General features: G+C 73.2%; 18 protein-coding genes and 1 riboswitch. Of the genes, 6 read left to right on the top strand and 12 right to left on the bottom strand.

Going from position 1 to position 19,398, the window contains the following annotated elements; translation table 11 throughout:
* Nucleotides 1-19: 19 nt before the first annotated feature.
* Nucleotides 20-541: a GNAT family N-acetyltransferase gene (locus ABZ934_RS09285; protein ID WP_361310576.1), complete on the bottom strand. Its 522-nt coding sequence runs from the start codon at nt 539-541 to the stop codon at nt 20-22.
* Nucleotides 542-648: 107 nt separating this feature from the next.
* Between ABZ934_RS09285 and ABZ934_RS09280 the strand changes: the two genes are divergently transcribed.
* Entirely contained in the window at nt 649-1,044 is a 396-nt protein-coding gene (locus tag ABZ934_RS09280) for a nuclear transport factor 2 family protein (protein ID WP_361310575.1), read from the top strand.
* Nucleotides 1,045-1,108: 64 nt separating this feature from the next.
* Here ABZ934_RS09280 and ABZ934_RS09275 read toward each other — a convergent pair whose 3' ends face one another.
* A complete protein-coding gene (locus ABZ934_RS09275; RefSeq protein ID WP_361310573.1) occupies nt 1,109-1,444 on the bottom strand; it encodes an antibiotic biosynthesis monooxygenase in 336 nt (111 codons plus the stop codon).
* 205 nt (nt 1,445-1,649) lie between these two features.
* Here ABZ934_RS09275 and ABZ934_RS09270 point away from each other — a divergent pair, with 205 nt between their 5' ends.
* On the top strand, nt 1,650-3,608 hold the full coding sequence (locus ABZ934_RS09270) for a bifunctional glycosyltransferase 87/phosphatase PAP2 family protein (RefSeq protein WP_361310570.1): 1,959 nt from the start codon (nt 1,650-1,652) through the stop codon (nt 3,606-3,608).
* Nucleotides 3,609-3,760: 152 nt separating this feature from the next.
* On the opposite strand, the gene ABZ934_RS09265 is transcribed toward ABZ934_RS09270, so the two are convergent.
* Both ABZ934_RS09265 and ABZ934_RS09260 read right to left on the bottom strand, forming a co-directional pair.
* The gene (locus tag ABZ934_RS09265) at nt 3,761-4,135 is read right to left on the bottom strand and encodes a DUF6193 family natural product biosynthesis protein (RefSeq protein WP_361310567.1); all 375 of its coding nucleotides are present in this window, start codon (nt 4,133-4,135) and stop codon (nt 3,761-3,763) included.
* A 70-nt stretch (nt 4,136-4,205) separates the two neighbouring features.
* A complete protein-coding gene (locus ABZ934_RS09260) occupies nt 4,206-5,456 on the bottom strand; it encodes a cytochrome P450 (protein ID WP_361310565.1) in 1,251 nt (416 codons plus the stop codon).
* A 244-nt stretch (nt 5,457-5,700) separates the two neighbouring features.
* Between ABZ934_RS09260 and ABZ934_RS09255 the strand changes: the two genes are divergently transcribed.
* Nucleotides 5,701-6,870, top strand: a complete 1,170-nt coding sequence (locus tag ABZ934_RS09255; protein ID WP_361310562.1) for a steroid 3-ketoacyl-CoA thiolase — start codon at nt 5,701-5,703, stop codon at nt 6,868-6,870.
* A gap of 207 nt (nt 6,871-7,077) precedes the next feature.
* Here ABZ934_RS09255 and ABZ934_RS09250 read toward each other — a convergent pair whose 3' ends face one another.
* The 7 genes from ABZ934_RS09250 to ABZ934_RS09220 all read right to left on the bottom strand — a co-directional run bounded on the left by ABZ934_RS09250 (nt 7,078) and on the right by ABZ934_RS09220 (nt 15,086).
* The gene (locus ABZ934_RS09250) at nt 7,078-7,482 is read right to left on the bottom strand and encodes a transglycosylase SLT domain-containing protein (protein WP_361310560.1); all 405 of its coding nucleotides are present in this window, start codon (nt 7,480-7,482) and stop codon (nt 7,078-7,080) included.
* Between the two features lie 388 nt (nt 7,483-7,870).
* On the bottom strand, nt 7,871-8,677 hold the full coding sequence (locus tag ABZ934_RS09245) for an ECF transporter S component (protein ID WP_361310558.1): 807 nt from the start codon (nt 8,675-8,677) through the stop codon (nt 7,871-7,873).
* The gene (locus ABZ934_RS09240; RefSeq protein ID WP_361310555.1) at nt 8,674-10,533 is read right to left on the bottom strand and encodes an ATP-binding cassette domain-containing protein; all 1,860 of its coding nucleotides are present in this window, start codon (nt 10,531-10,533) and stop codon (nt 8,674-8,676) included. Before ABZ934_RS09240 ends, ABZ934_RS09245 begins: the two co-directional genes overlap by 4 nt.
* On the bottom strand, nt 10,530-11,762 hold the full coding sequence (locus ABZ934_RS09235) for an energy-coupling factor transporter transmembrane protein EcfT (RefSeq protein ID WP_361310552.1): 1,233 nt from the start codon (nt 11,760-11,762) through the stop codon (nt 10,530-10,532). Before ABZ934_RS09235 ends, ABZ934_RS09240 begins: the two co-directional genes overlap by 4 nt.
* Nucleotides 11,759-12,445 carry an SCO2322 family protein gene (locus tag ABZ934_RS09230; RefSeq protein ID WP_361310549.1) on the bottom strand — a complete coding sequence of 229 codons (687 nt, stop codon included), beginning with the start codon at nt 12,443-12,445 and terminating at the stop codon, nt 11,759-11,761. Before ABZ934_RS09230 ends, ABZ934_RS09235 begins: the two co-directional genes overlap by 4 nt.
* Entirely contained in the window at nt 12,445-13,695 is a 1,251-nt protein-coding gene (locus tag ABZ934_RS09225; protein WP_361310547.1) for a prenyltransferase/squalene oxidase repeat-containing protein, read from the bottom strand. The genes ABZ934_RS09230 and ABZ934_RS09225 overlap by 1 nt, the downstream gene beginning before the upstream one ends.
* A 143-nt stretch (nt 13,696-13,838) precedes the next feature.
* Nucleotides 13,839-13,931, bottom strand: a riboswitch (cobalamin riboswitch).
* A 102-nt stretch (nt 13,932-14,033) separates the two neighbouring features.
* The gene (locus ABZ934_RS09220) at nt 14,034-15,086 is read right to left on the bottom strand and encodes an MBL fold metallo-hydrolase (protein ID WP_361310544.1); all 1,053 of its coding nucleotides are present in this window, start codon (nt 15,084-15,086) and stop codon (nt 14,034-14,036) included.
* Nucleotides 15,087-15,289: 203 nt separating this feature from the next.
* On the opposite strand from ABZ934_RS09220, the gene ABZ934_RS09215 reads away from it, so the two are divergent.
* Nucleotides 15,290-16,762, top strand: coding sequence for an aldehyde dehydrogenase (locus ABZ934_RS09215; RefSeq protein WP_361310541.1), 1,473 nt, complete (start codon nt 15,290-15,292; stop codon nt 16,760-16,762).
* Nucleotides 16,762-16,995 (top strand): ferredoxin, encoded by a 234-nt coding sequence (locus ABZ934_RS09210; RefSeq protein WP_361311342.1) that lies wholly within the window; start codon nt 16,762-16,764, stop codon nt 16,993-16,995. The genes ABZ934_RS09215 and ABZ934_RS09210 overlap by 1 nt, the downstream gene beginning before the upstream one ends.
* A 203-nt stretch (nt 16,996-17,198) precedes the next feature.
* Here ABZ934_RS09210 and ABZ934_RS09205 read toward each other — a convergent pair whose 3' ends face one another.
* Nucleotides 17,199-17,822 (bottom strand): TetR family transcriptional regulator, encoded by a 624-nt coding sequence (locus ABZ934_RS09205; RefSeq protein ID WP_361310538.1) that lies wholly within the window; start codon nt 17,820-17,822, stop codon nt 17,199-17,201.
* A 227-nt stretch (nt 17,823-18,049) separates the two neighbouring features.
* On the opposite strand from ABZ934_RS09205, the gene ABZ934_RS09200 reads away from it, so the two are divergent.
* On the top strand, nt 18,050-19,360 hold the full coding sequence (locus tag ABZ934_RS09200) for a glycosyltransferase family 4 protein (protein ID WP_361310536.1): 1,311 nt from the start codon (nt 18,050-18,052) through the stop codon (nt 19,358-19,360).
* The last annotated feature ends 38 nt before the right edge of the window (nt 19,361-19,398 follow it).

Raw genomic sequence — 19,398 nt, 5'->3', positions numbered from 1 at the left:
TCCCCGGCGGGAGCAGCGGTCAGCCGGGCAGGGCGGCCGGGATCCGCTTCTCGAACCAGTGCTCCGCGTACGGGCCGGAGTTGTAGGCGGGTATCTCCGCGTAACCCTGGCGCGCGTACAAGCGGCGGGCCTCCACCAGATCGGAACGGGTGTCCAGGCGGACGCGCTCCGCCCCCAGGTCCCGAGCCGCGTCCTCAAGAGCCCCCAGGAGGGCCGCCCCGCCGCCGGTACCCCGGGCGCGGGGGTCGACGTACACCCTCGTGAGCTCGGCGGTCGTCGCGTCGAGGAGGCGTATGCCGCCGCAGGACAGGGGCCGGCCGTCGTACCGGCCGACCACGAAACAGCCCGTCGGCGCGGCGAGCCCGTCGGCCGGGTCGTCACGCAGACCCTCGTCGATCTCGGCCTCGCTGACGGGCCTGCGCCAGTACCGGCCGGCGACCTCGGCGTAGTAGGCGCGCCGCAGGGCGGTGGCGTCGGGAGAGGTGAACGGTTCGGGGGCGACCGTCCAGGTGCCCTCGGCGGTGATCTGTTCGCTGGTCATGGAGTCATTCTGGGGCGGCTGCCGGATGGCCGCGTTGGAATATCCACAGGGACGGACCGATGATGTGAAAAGGGGTAAATCGCTTCGATAAAGAGGATGTGGGCGCCATGTCCGAACACCCTGACGCGGCCTTGGTCCGCCGTGGCTACGAGGCCTTCAACAAGGGCGACATGGAGACGCTCGGCTCCCTCCTGACGGCCGACGTCATCCACCACATGCCCGGCGACAACCCGCTCTCCGGACACCACAAGGGCCGCCAAGCCGTCCTCGACCTCTACCGGGCCTTCGCCAAGGAGACCGACGGCACCATGCGGGTCGAGCTGCACTCCGTGCTCGTCGACGGCCGCGGCCACGCGATGGCCTTCCACACCACCCGCGCCGACCGGGCCGACCGCGGGATCGAGATCCACCAGGGCATCTTCTTCACCATCGTCGGCGGCAAGGTCAGCGACATGGACCAGTGCACCCAGGACATCGACGAGGAGAACACCTTCTGGGGCTGAACCCGCTCGTCTCATCGAGAGGCGCCCCGGCGGCCGTCACCCGCCGGCCGCCGGAGCGTGGGGCTCAGCCCTGCGGCTTGGGCGCCGCCTGCTGCACGACCTCGAACGACCACACCGACGACCCCGACGCCGCGGGCTTCGGCCGCTCCCCGCCCGCACCGCCGGCGCCACCCTGGTGTGCCGCCTTCATCGGGCCCTCCATCCACGCCTGGAAGTCCTCCTCCGAACGCCACCGCGTGTAGACGAGGTACTGGTCCGTGCCCTCCACCGGACGCAGCAACTCGAACCACTCGAACCCGTCCGAACCCTCCACGGCCCCCGCCCGCGAGGCGAAACGCCGCTCCAGCACCTCCCGCTGTTCGGCGGGAACGGTCAGCGCGTTGATCTTCACGATGCTCATGCCCGCCATCCTAGGGATCGCGCGCGGGATATCGTCGTCCCCAGGTAATCAAGTGGTGCATGAAGCGCGGCAGCCAGGCGAAGTCGGGGTTGCGGTCAACAGGGCGGGAGGCCGGCGAGGCGTGGCTAACGCGGCGGAGCACAGGGGTGGACCCGGACATGCCGGGGTCATAGGCGATGGCGGAAGGCTCGGGGCGGCGCGCCTCTTGCTGTGGGCGCTGGCGGCGGTGCTCGCCGTCAGACAGGCCGCCGTCGTGCTGCGCGTCCCGCCCGGGCAGTGGCTCAGCGCCTTCCACCTCCCCGGCAGTCTGCCCGGCTCGCTCTACGACAGCGGTTCCGGCCAGTTCACCGGCACGCCCTTCGCCGGGCTCGTCCTCAAGCCGTTCGTCGGTTTCGCGGCGCCCTCGCTGGAGGTGGCGTGGACCTGCGTCACCCTCCTGTTCGTCGCCGCGATCGGACTGGTGGCCGCTCGCGCGCTGGCCGACCCCGTACCGCGCCGCACCGCGCTCTTGGCCGCGCCCGTCCTGGTCGCGCTGATGATGGTCTCGCTGCCCGTCCGCGAGGCCGCCTCGCCCGGGCAGACCGCGGTGCTGCCGGTCCTGCTGGTGCTGCTCGCCGTCTTCCGGGTGCCCGCCGAGCGCCCCGCCGGGTTCCTCGTCGGCCTCGCCGCCGCGCTGCAGCCCGGGCTGCTGCTGTTCGCGCCGTTGCTGTGGCTCACCGGCCGCCGCGCCGGGGCCCGGGCCGCCGCCGTGACCTTCGCCGGCGCGACCGCGCTGTCCTGGGCGTCCCTGCCGCGCGACTCGTGGACGTACTGGGTGCGCGACGTCGCGGGCACCGGCCTCGGCGGAGCCCCCGACGGCCTCGCCAACCAGTCCCTGCACGGCGCGCTGCTGCGGCTCGGCCTGAGCGGTCCCGGCGAGATCGTCCTCTACGCCGCCCTCGCCGCCGCCGTCACCTGGATCGGCCTGCGCCGCGCGGCCCGCTACGCCCGCGACGGGCAACTGCTGCTCGCCGCCGCGATCACCGGCTGCGTGGCGGTCGCCGTCTCCCCGGCCGGCTGGCGCCACCAACTGCTGTGGGTGCTGCTCGCGGTCGCCGGCAAGGTCGGCAAGCGGGCCGCCGACCGCACCGTGTGGCCGGTCGCCGTGGTCCTGGCCATGACGCTGTCCGCCGACGTGCTGCTGCCGAACCTCGCCGCGCTGGCCCCCGTACGCGACAACGTGCTGCTGCTGACAGCGCTGGCCGCGGCCTGCGCCGTACCGTTCCTGCCGCGGTCGTCCCCGTACTGGCGCGACCCCGTCCCGACGGCCTACGGGCGCCCTGCGGCCGCCCGCTGGTCACGCGTGCCGTTGACGCCGTTCTGGCGGCGCGTCCTGTCGCGCCCCAACCTGTTGCTGGAGCTGCTGCTGATACGGGTGGGGTACTCGCTGTACTCGCACATCCGCGCCGCCGCACCCACCAGCCGCAGCCTCGCCGAGAGCAACGGCAGCCTCATCCACGGCGCGGAGGAGGCGCTCGGCATCGACATCGAGCACGCCGTGAACCACGCCGTCGTCAACGCGCCCCCGGTGAAGGCGTTCTTCAACTTCTATTACACGTCCTTCCACTTCGTGGTCCCGCTGACCATCCTGGCCGTCCTGTACTGGCGCCGCCCCGGCGACTACCGCTGGGCGCGCGCCTCGCTCGGCCTGGCCACGGTCCTCGCGCTCGTCGGCTTCTGGCTGTTCCCGCTCGCGCCGCCGCGCCTGATGCCCGACCTCGGGTTCGTCGACACGGTGCACGGCGTGCAGGACCTGGCGCACCCCCAGTACGGGGCGATGACCGCCATCTCCAACCAGTACGCGGCGATGCCCTCCCTGCACTTCGGCTGGTCGCTGTGGTGCGGGATCGTCATCATCGTGCTCGCGCCCAAGACCTGGCAGAAGCTGCTGGGCGCGCTGCACCCGCTGATCACGGTGTGCGCGATCGTCGCCACCGCCAACCACTGGGTGCTCGACGCGGTGGGCGGCGCCCTCGTCGTCGGCGCCGGGTTCGGGCTGGTCTACGTACTGTCCGGGCCGCGCGGCGCGTCGGCGCCGGCCGAGGTGGGCCTGACGATGCCGCGTCCGCGCACGCCGGAGCGGGTGGGCAGCGCGAGCCCCTCGGGGGAGCGCACCAGCGCCTGACCGCGGCGCCGGCGTACGCGGGTACGGGCAGGCGGTGGGCGCGCGGACCGAAGGGGTGCCGGAGCGGCGATCGGGCCGTTCCGGCACCCCTTCGTGGATCGCCGCGTCCGTCCAGGATGGGGCCGCGGGCCGGCCCTGCCAGTCGGGACGCCCTACTGCCGCCCGTCCGGCGGGAGATGGGCCACCACCAGCGCGATGGCCGCCTCGGCGGTGTCGGTCTCGCCGAGGAGCTGCGCCGCACGCGGGCCGCGCACCCGGAACCGGCCGTCGGGCAGCGGCTCGACCGCCGGCACGTCCACGTTGAACGGCGGGCTGGTACGGGAGCTGAACCACAAGGTCCACTGTTTGGTGAACGGGTACAGCCGGCGCAGCCCCGGCTCGGCGGAGGCAGCCGCCAGCAGCGACAGAACGCCCTGGCTCAGCGTCTTGGACTCGGCCCGGTCCCGTACCAGCCGCCACGTCAAGGGCATGCGCTGCCAGCGGGCCTCCACCGCGTCGGCGGCCCCGCGTTCCTCCTGAAGGTTCATCCGCGCAGTGTGCTGCCCCGGCGCCGCCAGGACAACGGTTTCGCAGGTCACGAACCGGTAGAGCGCGGTGTCAGGCGCGGCCGTGGCCGACCCGGAGCTCCTTGATGCCGTTGAGCCAGGCGGCGCGCAGCCGGCGCGGGCCCTGCGCGGCGAGACGCAGATCGGGCAGGGTGTCGGCGAGCGCGTTGAAGATGAGGTCGATCTCCATGACGGCGAGGGACTTGCCGAGGCAGAAGTGCGGGCCGCCGCCGCCGAACCCGAGGTGCGGGTTGGGGTCGCGGGTGATGTCGAAGACGTCCGGGTTCTCGAACACCTCGGGGTCGTGGTTGGCGGAGGAGTAGAACAGACCCACCCGGTCACCGGCCTTGATCTTCTGGCCGCCCAGTTCGGTGTCCTGGGTGGCGGTGCGCTGGAAGGACACCACCGGGGTGGCCCAGCGCACGATCTCCTCCGCCGTGGTGGAGGGGCGGGTCGCCTTGTAGAGCTCCCACTGCTCGGGATGGGTGAGGAAGGCGTGCATGCCGTGGCTGATGGCGTTGCGCGTGGTCTCGTTGCCCGCGACCGCCAGCAGCAGCACGAAGAAGCCGAACTCGTCGGAGCCCAGGTTGCCCTGACCCTCGGCGGCCACCAACTGGGTCACGATGTCCTTGGCCGGGCACTCCTTGCGGGCGGCGGAGAGGTTCATGGCGTAGCCGATGAGTTCCATCGCCGCGTTGGCGCCGACCTCCTCGGTGATCGCGTACTCCGGGTCGTCGTAGGCGATCATCTTGTTCGACCAGTCGAAGATGCGCGAGCGGTCCTCCTGTGGCACGCCGATCAGCTCGGCGATGGCCTGGAGGGGCAGTTCGCAGGCGACCTGGGTGACGAAGTCGAAGCTGCCGTCGGCGGAGGCGGTCAGCGCCTCCTCGACGATCGTCCGCGCCCGCTGGCGCAGGGCCTGTTCCAGGCCGCGGATCGCCCGCGGTGTGAAACCGCGCTGCACGATCTGGCGTACCCGCGTGTGTTCCGGCGGGTCCATGTTCAGCATGATGAGGCGCTGGGCATCAATGGCATCACGCGGGATGTGTTCGTTGAAGCGGATGATCGCCGTGTTGAGCGTCGAGGAGAACAGCTCGGGGTGCGTGGAGACGTACTTGACGTCCGCGTGCCGGGTGACGGCCCAGTACCCCTCGTCGTCAAAACCGGTCACGCCCCGCCGCTGGGCGCACCACCAGACGGGCGCCGTCTGCCGCAGCCGCGCGAACTCGGGGAGCGGGACCCGGTCGTGGAGGAGGTCGGGGTCGGTGGCGTCGAAGCCTTCGGGCAGCGCGGGACACGACATCGGGCGACTCCAGAATCGATCTGATGGTGCATCAGAGATGGCTCGAAGGTAGTAACGAGTTCTAGAAGTGACAAGGGTCGCGGCGCCGACTGTTGAGTGTGGAATCCGTGCAAGCCGCGTGCAAGACCCTTGCGTGCCGGGCCCCCGGGTCATAAGACTGCGCAGAGAAATAGAACGCGTACTAGTTCGGGCGGGGCGCCGGGACGGCCCGCCGCGCCGGCACCGTGCAGGAGAGGACGAGCTCATGGCCGCGGAACCCGTCATCGTCGAAGCCGTACGCACCCCCATCGGAAAGCGCGGGGGCTCGCTCGCCAACCTCCACCCCGCCTACCTGCTCGGCGAGACGTACCGCGAACTGCTGGCCCGGACCGCGATCCAGCCCGACTGCGTCGAACAGATCGTCGGCGGCACCGTCACCCACGCCGGCGAGCAGTCGATGAACCCGGCCCGCAACGCCTGGCTGGCCATGGGCCTTCCGTACGAGACGGCCGCCACCACCGTCGACTGCCAGTGCGGCAGCTCACAACAGGCCAACCACATGGTCGCCAACATGATCTCCGGCGGGGTCATGGACATCGGCATCGCCTGCGGCGTCGAGGCCATGAGCCGCGTCCCGCTCGGCTCGGGCTCCAAGCACGGCCCCGGCAAGCCCTTCCCCGACGAGTGGAACGTCGACCTCCCCAACCAGTTCGAGGCCGCCGAGCGGATCGCCCGCCGCCGGGGCCTGACGCGCGAGGACGTCGACCGGCTCGGCCTGCTGTCCCAGGAGCGGGCCGCGGTCGCCTGGGCCGAGGAGCGCTTCAAGCGCGAGACCTTCGCCGTGCAGGTGCCGACCACCGAGGCGGAGCAGGCGGCCGGGCAGGGCATGTGGCGGTTGGTCGACCGGGACGAGGGGCTGCGGGACACCTCCATGGAGGCGCTGGCCCGACTCAAGCCGGTCATGCCGACCGCCGTCCACACCGCCGGGAACTCCTCGCAGATATCCGACGGCGCCGCGGCCGTGATGTGGGCCTCGCGGAAGATGGCCCGCGCCCTCAAGCTCAAGCCGCGGGCCAGGATCGTCGCCCAGACGCTGGTCGGAGCGGACCCCCACTACCACCTGGACGGGCCGATCGACGCGACGCGGGCCGTCCTCGGCAAGGCCGGGATGTCCCTGCGCGACATCGACCTCGTCGAGATCAACGAGGCGTTCGCCTCGGTCGTCCTCAGCTGGGCCCAGGTCTTCGACCAGGACCTGGAGAAGGTCAACGTCAACGGGGGCGGCATCGCGATCGGCCACCCCGTCGGCGCCACCGGCGCCCGGTTGATCACCACCGCGCTGCACGAGCTGGAACGGCGGGACAAGGAGTTCGCGCTGATCACCATGTGCGCGGGAGGCGCGCTGGCGACCGGCACGATCATCCAACGGCTGTGACGGCGCGACGGTTGTGACGACCGCTGTGACGGCGCGCGGCCGCCCCCGGGGCGGGCGCGCGAGCGGGCTCCGCTTCGGGCGCGGGGCCACTGAACCCAGTGGGATGGGAAAAAGTCGAAGGCCCCGGTGGCCGGCCTGGGGAGGCCGGCCACCGGGGCCTTCGCACGCACCGGGGTGCGTCATGCGGCGTCTGCTGCCACTGGTGGCTTAGTACCAGTGGTGCGACTGCCAGAAGTTCCAGGCGCCTACGGGGCTGCCGTAGCGGGAGTTCATGTAGTCCAGGCCCCACTTGATCTGGGTGGCCGGGTTCGTCTTCCAGTCGGAGCCCGCGGACGCCATCTTCGAGGCGGGCAGGGCCTGGACCAGGCCGTACGCGCCGGAAGAGGAGTTCGTGGCGGTGTGGTCCCAGCCACTTTCACGGGAAACGATCTGGTTGAAGGCCGCGAACTGCGCCGGGTCCTTGATCATCTGGCGCGCGATGGCCTTGGCGTCCATCGGGGCCGCCTGGGCGGGGACCGTGGCGAGCATGGAACCGGCGACGCCCAGGGCGAGGACGGAGCCCACGAGGGTCTTCTTGGAGGCGGCGATGCGGCGGATGACTGCGTTGGACACGGAGGAAACCTTCCGAAGGGAACAAGGGCGGTCGCCGTGCATGCCGAGGACATGCGTGAGCCACTCACGCGGAGGAGAGGGGTTCGTCGGGCGGGGGGTGAAGACCCCTGCCGCCGTGGCGACATCACCAGTTAGCCAGGTCCGACGCGCCCTGGCAACGACCCCTGTTACTAGGCACTTTCATAGCGGCCGCCCTGGGGACCCCCGGTGCACGGGTGGGGGGCGCGCAGGTCAAGGCCGGTTTCACGGGTCCGGAGAGGGTCCCGGGTAGCTACTAAAGAGTGCCGTATGTGACGTGGGTCCTGTGGGCCGCCTCACCTCCGGAGGGCCCCGATGTAACGCTGAGTAGCCGAGTGGGCAACGAAATAGGGTGTGGTCGGGGCCACTTTCAACGCATATCGAAGCAAAACGGGACATCAAACGCGGCTTTCCGCGTCGCCCGGCGGAGCGCTCTCACCAGGGTCCCGCCGAGCGCGAGGGTGAGTACGACGGTCAGGGCGGCCCGACCCAGGTCCCAGCCGAGCGATGTGGCGAGGCAGTACGCGAGGAAACGGGTCAGGTTCGCGGGCACCGGGTCCCCGGGGTGGAAGGAGACGCCCTGGCCCATGCCCTGGAGGAGCACCCAGCCCTGAAGGTTCATGACCGTGCCGTACGCGAACGACCCGACGAACCCGTACGCCGCGAGCATCCACAGCTCGGCCCGGCCACGTATCCGACCGGGCCCCGGCAGCAGCCCGGCGCCCAGCGAGAACCAGCCCAGCGCCAGCATCTGGAACGGCATCCACGGCCCCACACCGCCCGTGAGCAGCGCGGACGCGAACATCGTGACGGAGCCGAGGACGAACCCGAACCCGGGGCCCAGCACGCGCCCGCTGAGCACCATCAGGAAGAACATGGGCTCCAGGCCGGCCGTACCGGCGCCCAGCGGCCTGAGCGCCGCCCCCACCGCGGCGAGGACGCCCAGCATGGCGACGGCCTTGGAGTCCATCCCCTGGTCGGCGATGGTCGCGACGACCACCGCCACGAGGAGCGGCAGGAGCGCCGCGAAGAGCCACGGGGCGTCCTGGGAGTGGGAGAGGCCGGACCGGCCGTCGGCGAGCAGGGGCCAGCCGAACGCGGCGATGCCGATGAGGGTGACGAGGACCAGCGCGGCGGCGGCGCGGGGGCCGATGCGCAGGGGGCGGGCGGGGGTCATGCGGGGCGGCCCTCCCGGGACAGGGCGGCGGCGACCTGGGAGACCGTGAGCCAGTGGCCCGGCGCCAGGACCTTGGCCACCTGCGGGGCGAAGGCGGGGGAGGAGACGACCACCTCGGCGGTCGGGCCGTCCCCGACGACCTCCCCGCCGGCCAGGATCACCACGCGGTGGGCCAACTCGGCGGCGAGCTCCACGTCGTGGGTGGCCAGGATGACGGCGTGGCCGGCGGTGGCGAGGGCGCGCAGGATGCCGATCAGGCGGCCCTTGGCGGCGTAGTCGAGGCCGCGGGTCGGCTCGTCGAGCAGCAGCAGGGCCGGTTCGCCGGTCAGGACCAGGGCGAGGGCCAGGGCCAGACGCTGGCCCTCGGACAGGTCGCGGGGGTGGGTGTCGTCGGGGACGTCGGGGAGGAGGGAGGTGACCAGGGCGCGGCAGGTGCCGGGAGCGGCGCCGGCGTCCGCGTCGGCGGCGGCGCACTCGGCGGCGACGGTGTCGGCGTAGAGGAGGTCGCGGGGGTCCTGGGGGACGAGCGCGACGCGGCGGATCATCTCCCGGGGCGGAGTGCGGTGGGGGGTGCGACCGCCGACGAGCACCTCGCCGGTGGTGGGGGCGAGGATGCCGGCGAGGGTGGCGAGGAGAGTGGACTTGCCGGCGCCGTTGCGGCCCATGAGGGCGATGGTTTCGCCGGGGCTGACGGTGAGGGTGATGTCGTGGAGGACTTCGGCGCGGGCGCGGCGGAGGGTGAGGCGGGTGGCGCGGGCCGGTTGCTCCACCGGTTGCTCCGCCGGTTGCTCCGCCGGGTTCGTGGCGGGGGTCGGGGCCGGGGGCTGCGTGGGGGTGGGCCTGCGGAGGAGGCGGCCCCAAAGGGAGGGGTGCGGCGCCGTTGCGCGAGCGGCCCCGGCTGCGCCGGGCTGTGCGGGGCTCCGCCCCGCGCCCCGCGCCTCAAACGCCGGCGGGGCTGAAGAGCCCGTCTCCAACGCGGGCGGGGCTGGATCCACCGGCGGGGCTGGATGTGCCGGTGCGGCGGCGGGGGTCGTGGGGGTCGCGGTGAGGCGGGCTTTGAGGGGGGCCGAGAGGCGGCGGGCGTCGCGGACGGAGAGGGGGAGGGGGGACCAGCCCGCCAGGCGGCCGAGGGAGACGACCGGGGGGTGGACCGGGGAGACGGCCATGATCTCGGCCGGGGTGCCGAGGACGGGGGCCGCGCCCGGGGCGGCCAGCAGCAGCACGCGGTCGGCGTACTGCACCACCCGCTCCAGGCGGTGCTCCGCCATCAGCACGGTGGTGCCGAGGTCGTGCACCAGGCGTTGCAGGACCGCCAGCACCTCCTCCGCCGCCGCCGGGTCCAGCGCGGACGTCGGCTCGTCCAGCACCAGCACCCGCGGGTGCGGGGTCAACACCGAGCCGATCGCGACCCGCTGCCGCTGGCCGCCGGACAAGGTGGCCAGCGGGCGGTCGCGGAGCTCGTTCAGGCCCAGCAGGTCCAGCGTCTCCTCCACCCGGCGCCGCATCACCGCAGGTGGCAGCCCCAGGGACTCCATCCCGTACGCCAGCTCGTCCTCCACCACGTCCGTCACGAAGTGGGCCGACGGGTCCTGCCCGACCGTGCCCACCACGTCCGCGAGCTCCCGCGGCCGGTGCGTGCGCGTGTCCCGGCCCGCGACGGTGACCCGACCCCGCAGCCGGCCGCCCGTGAAGTGCGGGACCAGCCCGGAGACGGCCCCGAGCAGGGTCGACTTGCCGACGCCCGACGGGCCGACCAGCAACGTCAGCTCCCCTTCCGGCACGGTGAAGTCCGCGTCCCGCAGTGCGGGGGCCGACGCCCCCTCGTACGTCACCGACACCTCTTCGAACCGGATCACAGCGACGACGCCTCCTTCGGCGGTACGGGTGCCACGAGGGCGGGGAGCAGGCCGATGAGGATCGCCGCCGCGGGCCACAGCGGCAGCGTCGGGGCGAGAAGCGGCACCACCCCCGGACGCAGGGCCTCCGGGTCCAGCGTCCCGGCGTAGGAGACCAGGGCGGCCACCGCCGCCCCGGACCCGGCGACCAGCCAGGCCCGGCCGCCCCACAGGTCGGGCCGGTAGCGGGTGCGGACACTGCGCCGGCCGCCCAGGCGCAGTCCGGCCAGGGCCAGGACGAGACCCAGGAAGAGGACGGGCAGACCGAACACGGCGCCCTCCGCAGCGAGCAGCCCGTACGTACCGGCGCACATGCCGAGCAGCCCGCCGAGGGTGAGCGCGTTGGTGGTGCGGCGGACGGCGGGCGGGACCTGCGCGGTGCGGCCGTAGCCGCGGGCGTCCATCGAGGCGGCCACCGCCACCGAGCGCTCCAAGGCGCCCTCCAGGACCGGCAGGCCGATCTGGAGGACGGCCTTCACCCCGCCGGTGGGGCGTCCGCGCAGCCGTCGGGCGGTGCGCAGGCGGGCCACGTCGGCCACCATGTTCGGTGCGAATGTCATCGCGACGACCACGGCCACGCCCGCCTCGTACAGGGCGGCGGGCAGCGACTTGAGCAGCCGGGCCGGGTTCGCGAGCGCGTTCGCGGCGCCGACGCACACCAGCAAGGTGGCCAGCTTCGCGCCGTCGTAGAAGGCGAAGACCAGCTGCTCGGCGCTGACGCGGCCGCCGAGACGGATGCCCTGCGCCCAAGCAGGCAGGGCGAGTTCGGGGAGAGTGAGGAGGGTGTGCGCGCCGGGGACGGGCGAGCCGAGGAGGGTGGAGAAGAGCAGGCGCAGGCCGATGACGAAGAGGCCGAGCCGCAGGAACGCGCCGTAGGAGCGGGCCCAGGGCGCGGCGGTGCGGCGGGCGGCGACGACGTAACCGGCGACGGCGACGATCAGCCCGAGCAGGAGCGGGTTGGTGGTCCGCGAGGCGGCGGTGGCCAGCCCGAGCGCCCACACCCACCAGGCCCCCGCGTGCAGGGCGTTCCCACGACGCGCCTCGGGGGCGGAGCGCAGGCCCCTTTTCCCGTACGTCGGCACCCGCGACCCCCGACCGGCCGCGACCGCGCCGCCCCGGGCCGGGGTCACGAGGTCGGGTACGGCGTCGTGCGTGGTTGCCGTGCGCGGGCCCCGGCGGACCGGGGTCATCGGGAGCGTCGGCGGGATTGCCAGACGGCGGCCACCGCGAGGACGGCTACCGCCCCGATGCCCGCGAGCAGTCCCGCGGAGGGTCCGCCGTCACGGGCGGGGGCGGTCTGCGGTGCCTCGTGCCGCGGTGCCTCGTGCTGCGGTGCCTCGTGCTTCGGTTCGTCGGGCGCGCCCTGCGCGAGCGGCTCGCCGCAGCCCTGCTTCGGGTAGCCGGAGATCGCGCACAGCAACGCCGCGCCGTTGTAGCGCAGCGGTTTCGCCACCGACGCCAGCGCCTCGGCGGTCGTGGCATCCGGGGCGACCTGCGCGCAGGCGGTGCGCGGCCCGGTCTGCGGCGGTGCTTCGCCGGAGGGCGAGTCCTCGGGGATGCCGAAGTCGATGACCAGGGCCACCCGCTTTTTCCCCGCCACCGCCGGGGTGCCCGCGCAGACCGTCGCGAAGTCGGCGTCCGTGCGCGGCCGGGACGCGTGGTCCCCGGCGTCCTTGCTCACCGCGAAGCGGAAGCCCTGGACGGTGCCGTCCGCCGGGCGGGCCGCCGTGCCCTGGGTGGCGTAAGTCCAGGGGCCCTTGGCGCCGCCGTCCCAGAACGACCAGTAGCGGTAGCTCGACGCCACCGCCGGGGAAGCGGCGAGGAGGGTGAGGAGGACGCCGAGCGCGACGGCGAAAGCGGGCAGCCTGCGCATCAGTTCTTGTTCTCCTTCCGGCGGCCGCTCAGCAGGAAGCCGATGCCGACGCCGGCCGCGGCGCCCGCGCCGATGATCCAGCCGAGGTTGCCGGAGCCGTTCCCGTCCTTGTCCTTCTCGGCCTCGCTCATGCCGCCCGTCGCCGGGGTCTGCGCGGTCGGGCCGGTCACGTTCAGTGCCGCGACCAGGTCGGTGCCGCCGAAGGCGCGCGGGTCGGTGCCCGTCGCGTGCGCGGTGAGGATCAGGGTGCCCAGGGCCGCCGGGTTGCCCTTCGCCCACTGCGCCGAGTTGGCCTTGAGCCACTCCAAGGCGCCCGCCGCCGACTGCTTGTGGCCGGCCGCGGCGAGGGCGATGACGGCGTCGGCCGTGTTGCCGGTGTCGGGGGTCGGCTGGTCGGCGCCGGGGGTGACGGCGGTGAGGTGGCCGTCCTTCTTGAGGGCCTCGGCGAGGTAGCCGGCCGCGCCCTGGGCGGCGGCCGCCGGGTCGGTGGCGGCCGGGTCGGCGTCCGCCGCGCAGTTCGGCGCGGTCGCCGGGGTGTCGGTGGCGGCCGGGGCGACGACCGCGCCCTTGCCGAGGCCGGCCAGGGTCGCGGCGGCCGACGCGTCGGCGTTGGCGGGGAGCTTGCCGCCGGTCGGCTGGTAGCCGAACGCGCCCCGGTCGGAGGCCGGGTCGGCGGCGCAGCCCAGCCGGAAGGAGAGCAGCCCGTCGTACGCGGACTTGCCCGTCTTGGACTTCACGTCGGCCGGCCTCTCGCCGGCCGCGGCGAGCGCGCTGATGACGACGGAGGTCGAACTCGCCTCGCTCGGGGAGCCCGGGACGTACGCCCAGCCGCCGTCCTCGTTCTGGACGGACCTCAGCCAGTCCACGCCCTTCTTGACCGCCGAGGCGTGGCCGCCGAGCGTCTTGAGGGCCTGCACGGCCACGGCGGTGGCGTTGGTGTCGAGGGGCGTCGCCGGGTCGCACGCCTTCGTCGCGTCCGCGCGGAATGAGGCGAAGCCGCCGGCGGCGCACTGCTGGCCGGCGAGCCAGTCCACGGCGCGCGGGGAGGGCCGCAGGCCGACGGTGTGCTGGGCGAGCAGTGCGAACGACTGGCGCCAGACGCCGTCGTAGGTGGGGTCGGCCTGACCGAACAGCCCCGAGGGGATGACCGGCGCCGGGGAGGGGGAGGGGGCGGCGAGGGCCACGGGGGCCGCGCCCACGCAGAGCACGGCGGAGGCGGCGAGCGCGGCGGCGCTGCGGCGGACGTTCATGGCGGGGCGGGTGCCTCTCGTGCCGGGGAGCGGAGGCAGGCGCACGCGGGTGCGGGCACACGCGGGTACCGGGCTCCGGCTCCGTATACCTCGACGGTGCCGGCCGCCGGGGGCCCGGCGGCACGAGCCGCGCACTCCCGGCGGGGCATCCCGGCTCCCCGCCTCGGCGGCGCCGGAACGGCGCCGGGACGCGGGTCACGGTTGCGGGTCAGCGCCGGATTCGCACCGGCTTCCCCCCGTACGGAAGTGTGGACGACGGCCTTACTGTACCGGCCCCCGCCGGGCGCGGCGGGTGGCGCCGGCCGGGAGCGCCCCTTACCGACGTGCCGGGCCGCGCCTCACACCGCCCGGTACGTCACGGGGTCCGTGCCCGGCACCGCCTCCGCCCGGCCCTGCTTCACCAGCCGCCGAAGGTGCGCCTCCGCTTCCGAGACGGCGATGTTCCGGGACCCGTACGGGATCTGCTCCCAGGGCCGGTTCCACTCCATCCGCTCGGCCAGCTCCCACGGCGTCAGGGGCTCGGCGAGCAGCTCGCGCAGTCCGGCCAGCCGCTCCTCGTGGTGGGCCAGCAGCTCACGCACCCGGGCCGGGGCGTCGGTGAAGGGGTGCTGGTGCGCGGGGAGCACCTCGGCGGGGCGCAGCCGGCCGACGCGTTCGAGGGAGGCGAGGTAGTCGCCGAGGGGGTCGGTGATCCGCTCGTCCTGCGGGTCCTCGTAGAGCCCGATGTGCGGGGAGATCCCGGGCAGCAGGTGGTCGCCGGAGAAGAGGCGGCCGTTGCCGGGGAGGTTGTCGGGGTGGGTTTCCTCCAGGTGCAGGCAGACGTGGCCGGGGGTGTGGCCGGGGGTCCAGATCGTGCGGAGCGCGCGCCCGGCGAGGGGCAAAAGCTCGCCGGGGACGATCTCCCGGTCGGGGACGGCGGCCCGCAGGCCGGGCAGGGTCCGCAGCCGTCCGCCCGCCAGGGCCGCCCGCAGCGGGGCGATGTGCTCCTCGGGGGCGCCGGCGGCGGCCAGCTTCTCGCTCATGTAGCCGTACCAGACGCCCGGTTCGGCCGAGCGCGTCCGCACGACGACCTCTGTGTCGGCGGCGTGCATGGCGATCCAGGCGCCCGACACGTCCCGGACCCGCCCCGAGAGGCCGTGGTGATCGGGGTGGTGGTGGGTGATGACCACGCCGTGGAGGTCGGTGACGGCGGTGCCGAGCGCGGCGAGCCCGGCCACGAGGGTGTCCCAGGATTCGGGGTCGTCCCAGCCCGTGTCGATCAGGACGGGCCCGAGGTCGGTGTCGAGGACGTGGACGAGGGTGTGCCCGAGCGGGTTGTCGGGGATGGGGACCTTGATGCCCCACACGCCTCCGCCGTGGTCGGTGACCTGAGGTGGGGCGAGGGGCGTCATACGGGCTCCCTGGGAACGAGAACGTGTTGCATTGGTCGCCCCAGTCCACCACCCTGCGCGGGGTCCTGACTAGTCGTCGGCTCCGCACCTTCGGAGCGGGGTCGGTCCGCGCCGGCGATCGTGTCCGCGCCGTGGACTCCTGGAACTAGAACTGGTATCAGTTCTGGGACGCCCAGCCGCTGGTAGCCGCAGGAGGCATTGCCATGACCGAGCTCGTGGAACACGGACAGCTGTTCATCGGCGGGGAGTGGACCGATCCGCTGGGCGACGCCACCATCTCCGTCGTCTCACCCCACACCGAGCAGGTCATCGGCAGCGTCCCGCACGCCTCCGCGGCGGACGTGGACCGCGCCGTGGCCGCCGCCCGCAAGGCGTTCGACGAGGGGCCCTGGCCCCGGATGACCCTGGAGGAGCGGATCGCCGCCGTCTCCCGGATCAAGGACGCCATCGCCGTCCGGCACGAGGAGATAGCCCGCTCGATCAGCTCCCAGAACGGGTCCCCGTACTCCTGGAGCGTTCTCGCCCAGGCACTGGGCCCGATGATGGTCTACGACGCCGCGATCACCGTCGCGCGCGACTACCCGTACGAGGAACACCGCCAGGGCGCGCTCGGGCCGATCCTCGTGCGGCGCGAGCCGGTGGGCGTCGTCGCCGCCGTCATCCCCTGGAACGTCCCGCAGTTCGTGGCCGCGGCGAAGCTCGCGCCCGCGTTGCTCACCGGGTCGGCGGTGATCCTCAAGCCCTCGCCGGAGTCCCCGCTCGACTCCTACATCCTGGCCGACATCGCGCGGGAGGCCGGCCTGCCGGAGGGCGTGCTGTCGATCCTGCCCGCCGACCGGGAGGTCAGCGAGTACCTGGTCGGCCACCCCGGCATCGACAAGGTCGCCTTCACCGGCTCGGTGGCCGCCGGCAAGCGCGTCATGGAGGTCGCCGCGCGCAACCTGACCCGGGTCACCCTCGAACTCGGCGGCAAGTCCGCCGCCGTGATCCTGCCGGACGCCGACCTGGAGTCCACCATCGCCGGGATCGTCCCGGCCGCATGGATGAACAACGGGCAGGCGTGCGTGGCCCAGACCCGCGTCCTCGCGCCCCGCGGTCGCTACGGGGAGATCGCCGAGGCCCTGGCCGCCGCGGCGGGAGCGCTGGTCGTCGGAGACCCGCTGGACCCGGCGACGCAGCTCGGGCCGCTGGTGGCCCGGCGCCAGCAGCAGCGCTCGTTGGACTACATCCGGATCGGGCAGGAGGAAGGCGCCAAGATCCTCACCGGCGGCGGCCGCCCGGCGGCCCTGGAGCGGGGCTGGTACGTCGAGCCCACCCTCTTCGGGGACGTCGACAACTCGATGCGGATCGCCCGGGAGGAGATCTTCGGGCCCGTCGTCTGCCTGATCCCGTACGGGGACGAGGCCGAGGCGGTACGCGTCGCCAACGACTCGGAGTTCGGCCTCAGCGGCAGCGTCTGGACCGGTGACGTGGAACACGGCCTCGACTTCGCCCGTGCCGTCCGCACCGGCACCTTCAACGTGAACACCTTCAGCCTGGACATGCTGGGACCGTTCGGCGGCTACAAGAACAGCGGCGTGGGACGCGAGTTCGGGCCCGAGGGGCTGAGCGAGTACCTGGAGCACAAGATGATCCACCTGCCGGCGGGATACCAGGCCCCAGGGACCGGTGCGTGATGGGCGACCGCTGGCAGATCGAGGTCGACCGGGGGGTCTGCATCGGCTCGGGCATGTGCGTGAACCACGCACCGGCGGGCTTCACCCTCGATTCGGCGCGCCAGTCCCACCCCCGCGAGGCGCAGACCGACGCCAACGAGCCCGTCCTGACGGCGGCCGAGGGCTGCCCGGTGGAAGCCATCACCATCACGCTCCTCACCACGGGCGAGGCGGTGTTCCCCCCGGAGGAGTAGGGCCCCCGGGGCTCGCTCAAGTGCCTTGTTCCTGCTGTGCGGTGCGCGTCCTGAGCCCTGCTTGGGGTGTGTTCTGCTCGGAGTCGGCCCGTGGCTCGGCGCCCTCGGAGGTGACGGGAACCCCCATACCGCCCCTGATCCCGCCCCGCCGAAACCCCGCCTCCGCAGGCCGCCTCACCAACCCCCGCCCAGCGGGGGCGGGTTCAGGCCCTTTCCGGGGACGTCAGGTCGATCAGGCGGCAGACCGTCTCGATGTCGATCTTCACCTGGGCGATCGAGGCGCGGCCCGACAGCCAGGTGATCAGGGCCGAGTGCCAGGTGTGTTCGATCACCCGGACCGCCGAGAGCTGTTCCGCCGTCGGGGCGGACTCCAGGCCCATGGCGTCCAGGATGATCGCCGTCGTCAACCGCGAGACCGTGTCCACCTCCGGGCTCACGCTGCGGTCCGCGAAGGTCAGGGCGCGGACCATCGCGTCCGCCAGGTGCGGCTCCCGCTGGAGGGCCCGGAACGCGCGCATGAGGGTTTCGGCGACGCGCGCCGCCGGGTCCTCCGCCGCGGGGGGTCGCTTGCGCAGCGTCGTGTGCATGTGCTGGAGCTGGTCCTGCATGGTGGCGACCAGCAGGTGGACCTTGGAGGGGAAGTACCGGTACAGGGTGCCCAGCGCCACGCCCGCCGCCTCCGCGACCTCGCGCATCTGGACCGCGTCGAAACCGCCCCGGCCGGCGAGCTGCGCGCTGGCCTGTAGGATCCGCCGTCGTCGCGCCTCCTGGCGTTCCGTCAGGGGCGGGGACGCCGGCGTGGTCACGGCCTTCGCTTCCACTGTCATCTGTCCTGTTCCAAGGCGTTCCGTGTCGTTGGCGGGGGCTGCTCGCGTCGGGTTCGCCGTCAGCATGTCAGCCGTTGGAGCCGTGGCGTGAATCACCCGCTCCGCCTCTTACGGTGTGGTTTCCGGCCGGTAGATTCAATGCTCTTCGACGGATCAAGTCTGAAACTTGTTCTACATTATGCGAGCGGTTACGCTCCGGCGAAAGTGCAGGGAGAAGGGGGCCGAGAGTGACCGCAGAGGCCATGGTGACGAGCCCTTTCGCGGGTTCCGCCGCCGACGGCGACCGCCCGTTGCGCATCGCACTCCTCACCTATAAGGGGAACCCGTTCTGCGGCGGCCAGGGCGTCTACGTCCGGCACCTCTCGCGCGAGCTCGTCCGGCTGGGCCATTCGGTGGAAGTGATCGGCGCGCAGCCCTACCCGGTGCTCGACACCGGCGCCACCCTCACCGAGCTGCCGAGCCTGGACCTGTATCGCAGCCCCGACCCGTTCCGTACGCCGGGGCGCGACGAGTACCGGGACTGGATCGACGCGCTGGAGGTCGCCACCATGTGGACCGGCGGCTTTCCCGAGCCGCTGACGTTCTCCCTGCGGGCCCGCCGCCACCTCGCCGCCCGCGCCGGTGACTTCGACGTCGTCCACGACAACCAGACCCTCGGCTACGGCCTGTTGGGCGAGCTGGGCGCGCCGCTCGTCACCACGATCCACCACCCGATCACCGTCGACCGGAAGCTGGACCTGGCCGCCGCCAAGGACCGCAAGAAGCGCCTCTCCGTACGCCGCTGGTACGCCTTCACCCGCATGCAGGGCCGCGTCGCCCGCCGCCTGCCGTCCGTGCTCACCGTCTCCGGCTCCTCCCGGCAGGAGATCGCCGAGCACCTCGGGGTGCGCGACGAACGCATCCACGTCGTGCACATCGGCGCCGACACCGACCTGTGGTCGCCCGACGCCTCCGTGGCGGAGGTCCCCGGCCGGATCGTGACGACCTCCAGCGCCGACGTGCCGCTCAAGGGGCTCGTACACCTCGTCGAGGCGCTCGCCAAGCTGCGCACCGAACGGCCCGACGCGCACCTGGTCGTCGTCGGCAAACGCGCCGAGAAGGGCCCGGTCGCCCGCGCGATCGAGGCGTACGGGCTCCAGGACGCGGTGCGGTTCGTGAAGGGCATCACCGACGCCGAGCTCGTGGACCTGGTGCGCAGCGCCCAGGTCGCCTGCGTGCCGTCCCTCTACGAGGGCTTCTCGCTGCCCGCCGCCGAGGCCATGGCCACCGGCACCCCGCTCGTCGCCACGACCGGCGGGGCCATCCCCGAGGTCGCCGGACCCGACGGGGAGACCTGCCTGGCCGCGCCGCCCGGCGACGCGGGGGCGCTGGCCGCCGCGCTCGGCCGGCTGCTGGGCGACGAGCGGCTGCGCGCCCGGCTCGGCACCGCCGGACGCGAGAGAGTCCTGGCCCGGTTCACCTGGGCGAAGGCCGCCGAGGGGACCGTGGTCCACTACCGGGCCGCCATCGAGCAGGCCCGTACCCGCCGCTCGCGCTGACACCGTTCCACCCAACCGCCCCGTACACCCCCGCGACC

This window comes from Streptomyces sp. NPDC046557, assembly GCF_040645975.1.
In the GTDB taxonomy this organism is placed as follows: Bacteria; Actinomycetota; Actinomycetes; order Streptomycetales; family Streptomycetaceae; genus Streptomyces.
Note: the sequence above shows the minus strand (reverse complement) of the source record. Positions and strands in the feature narration are given on the sequence as shown.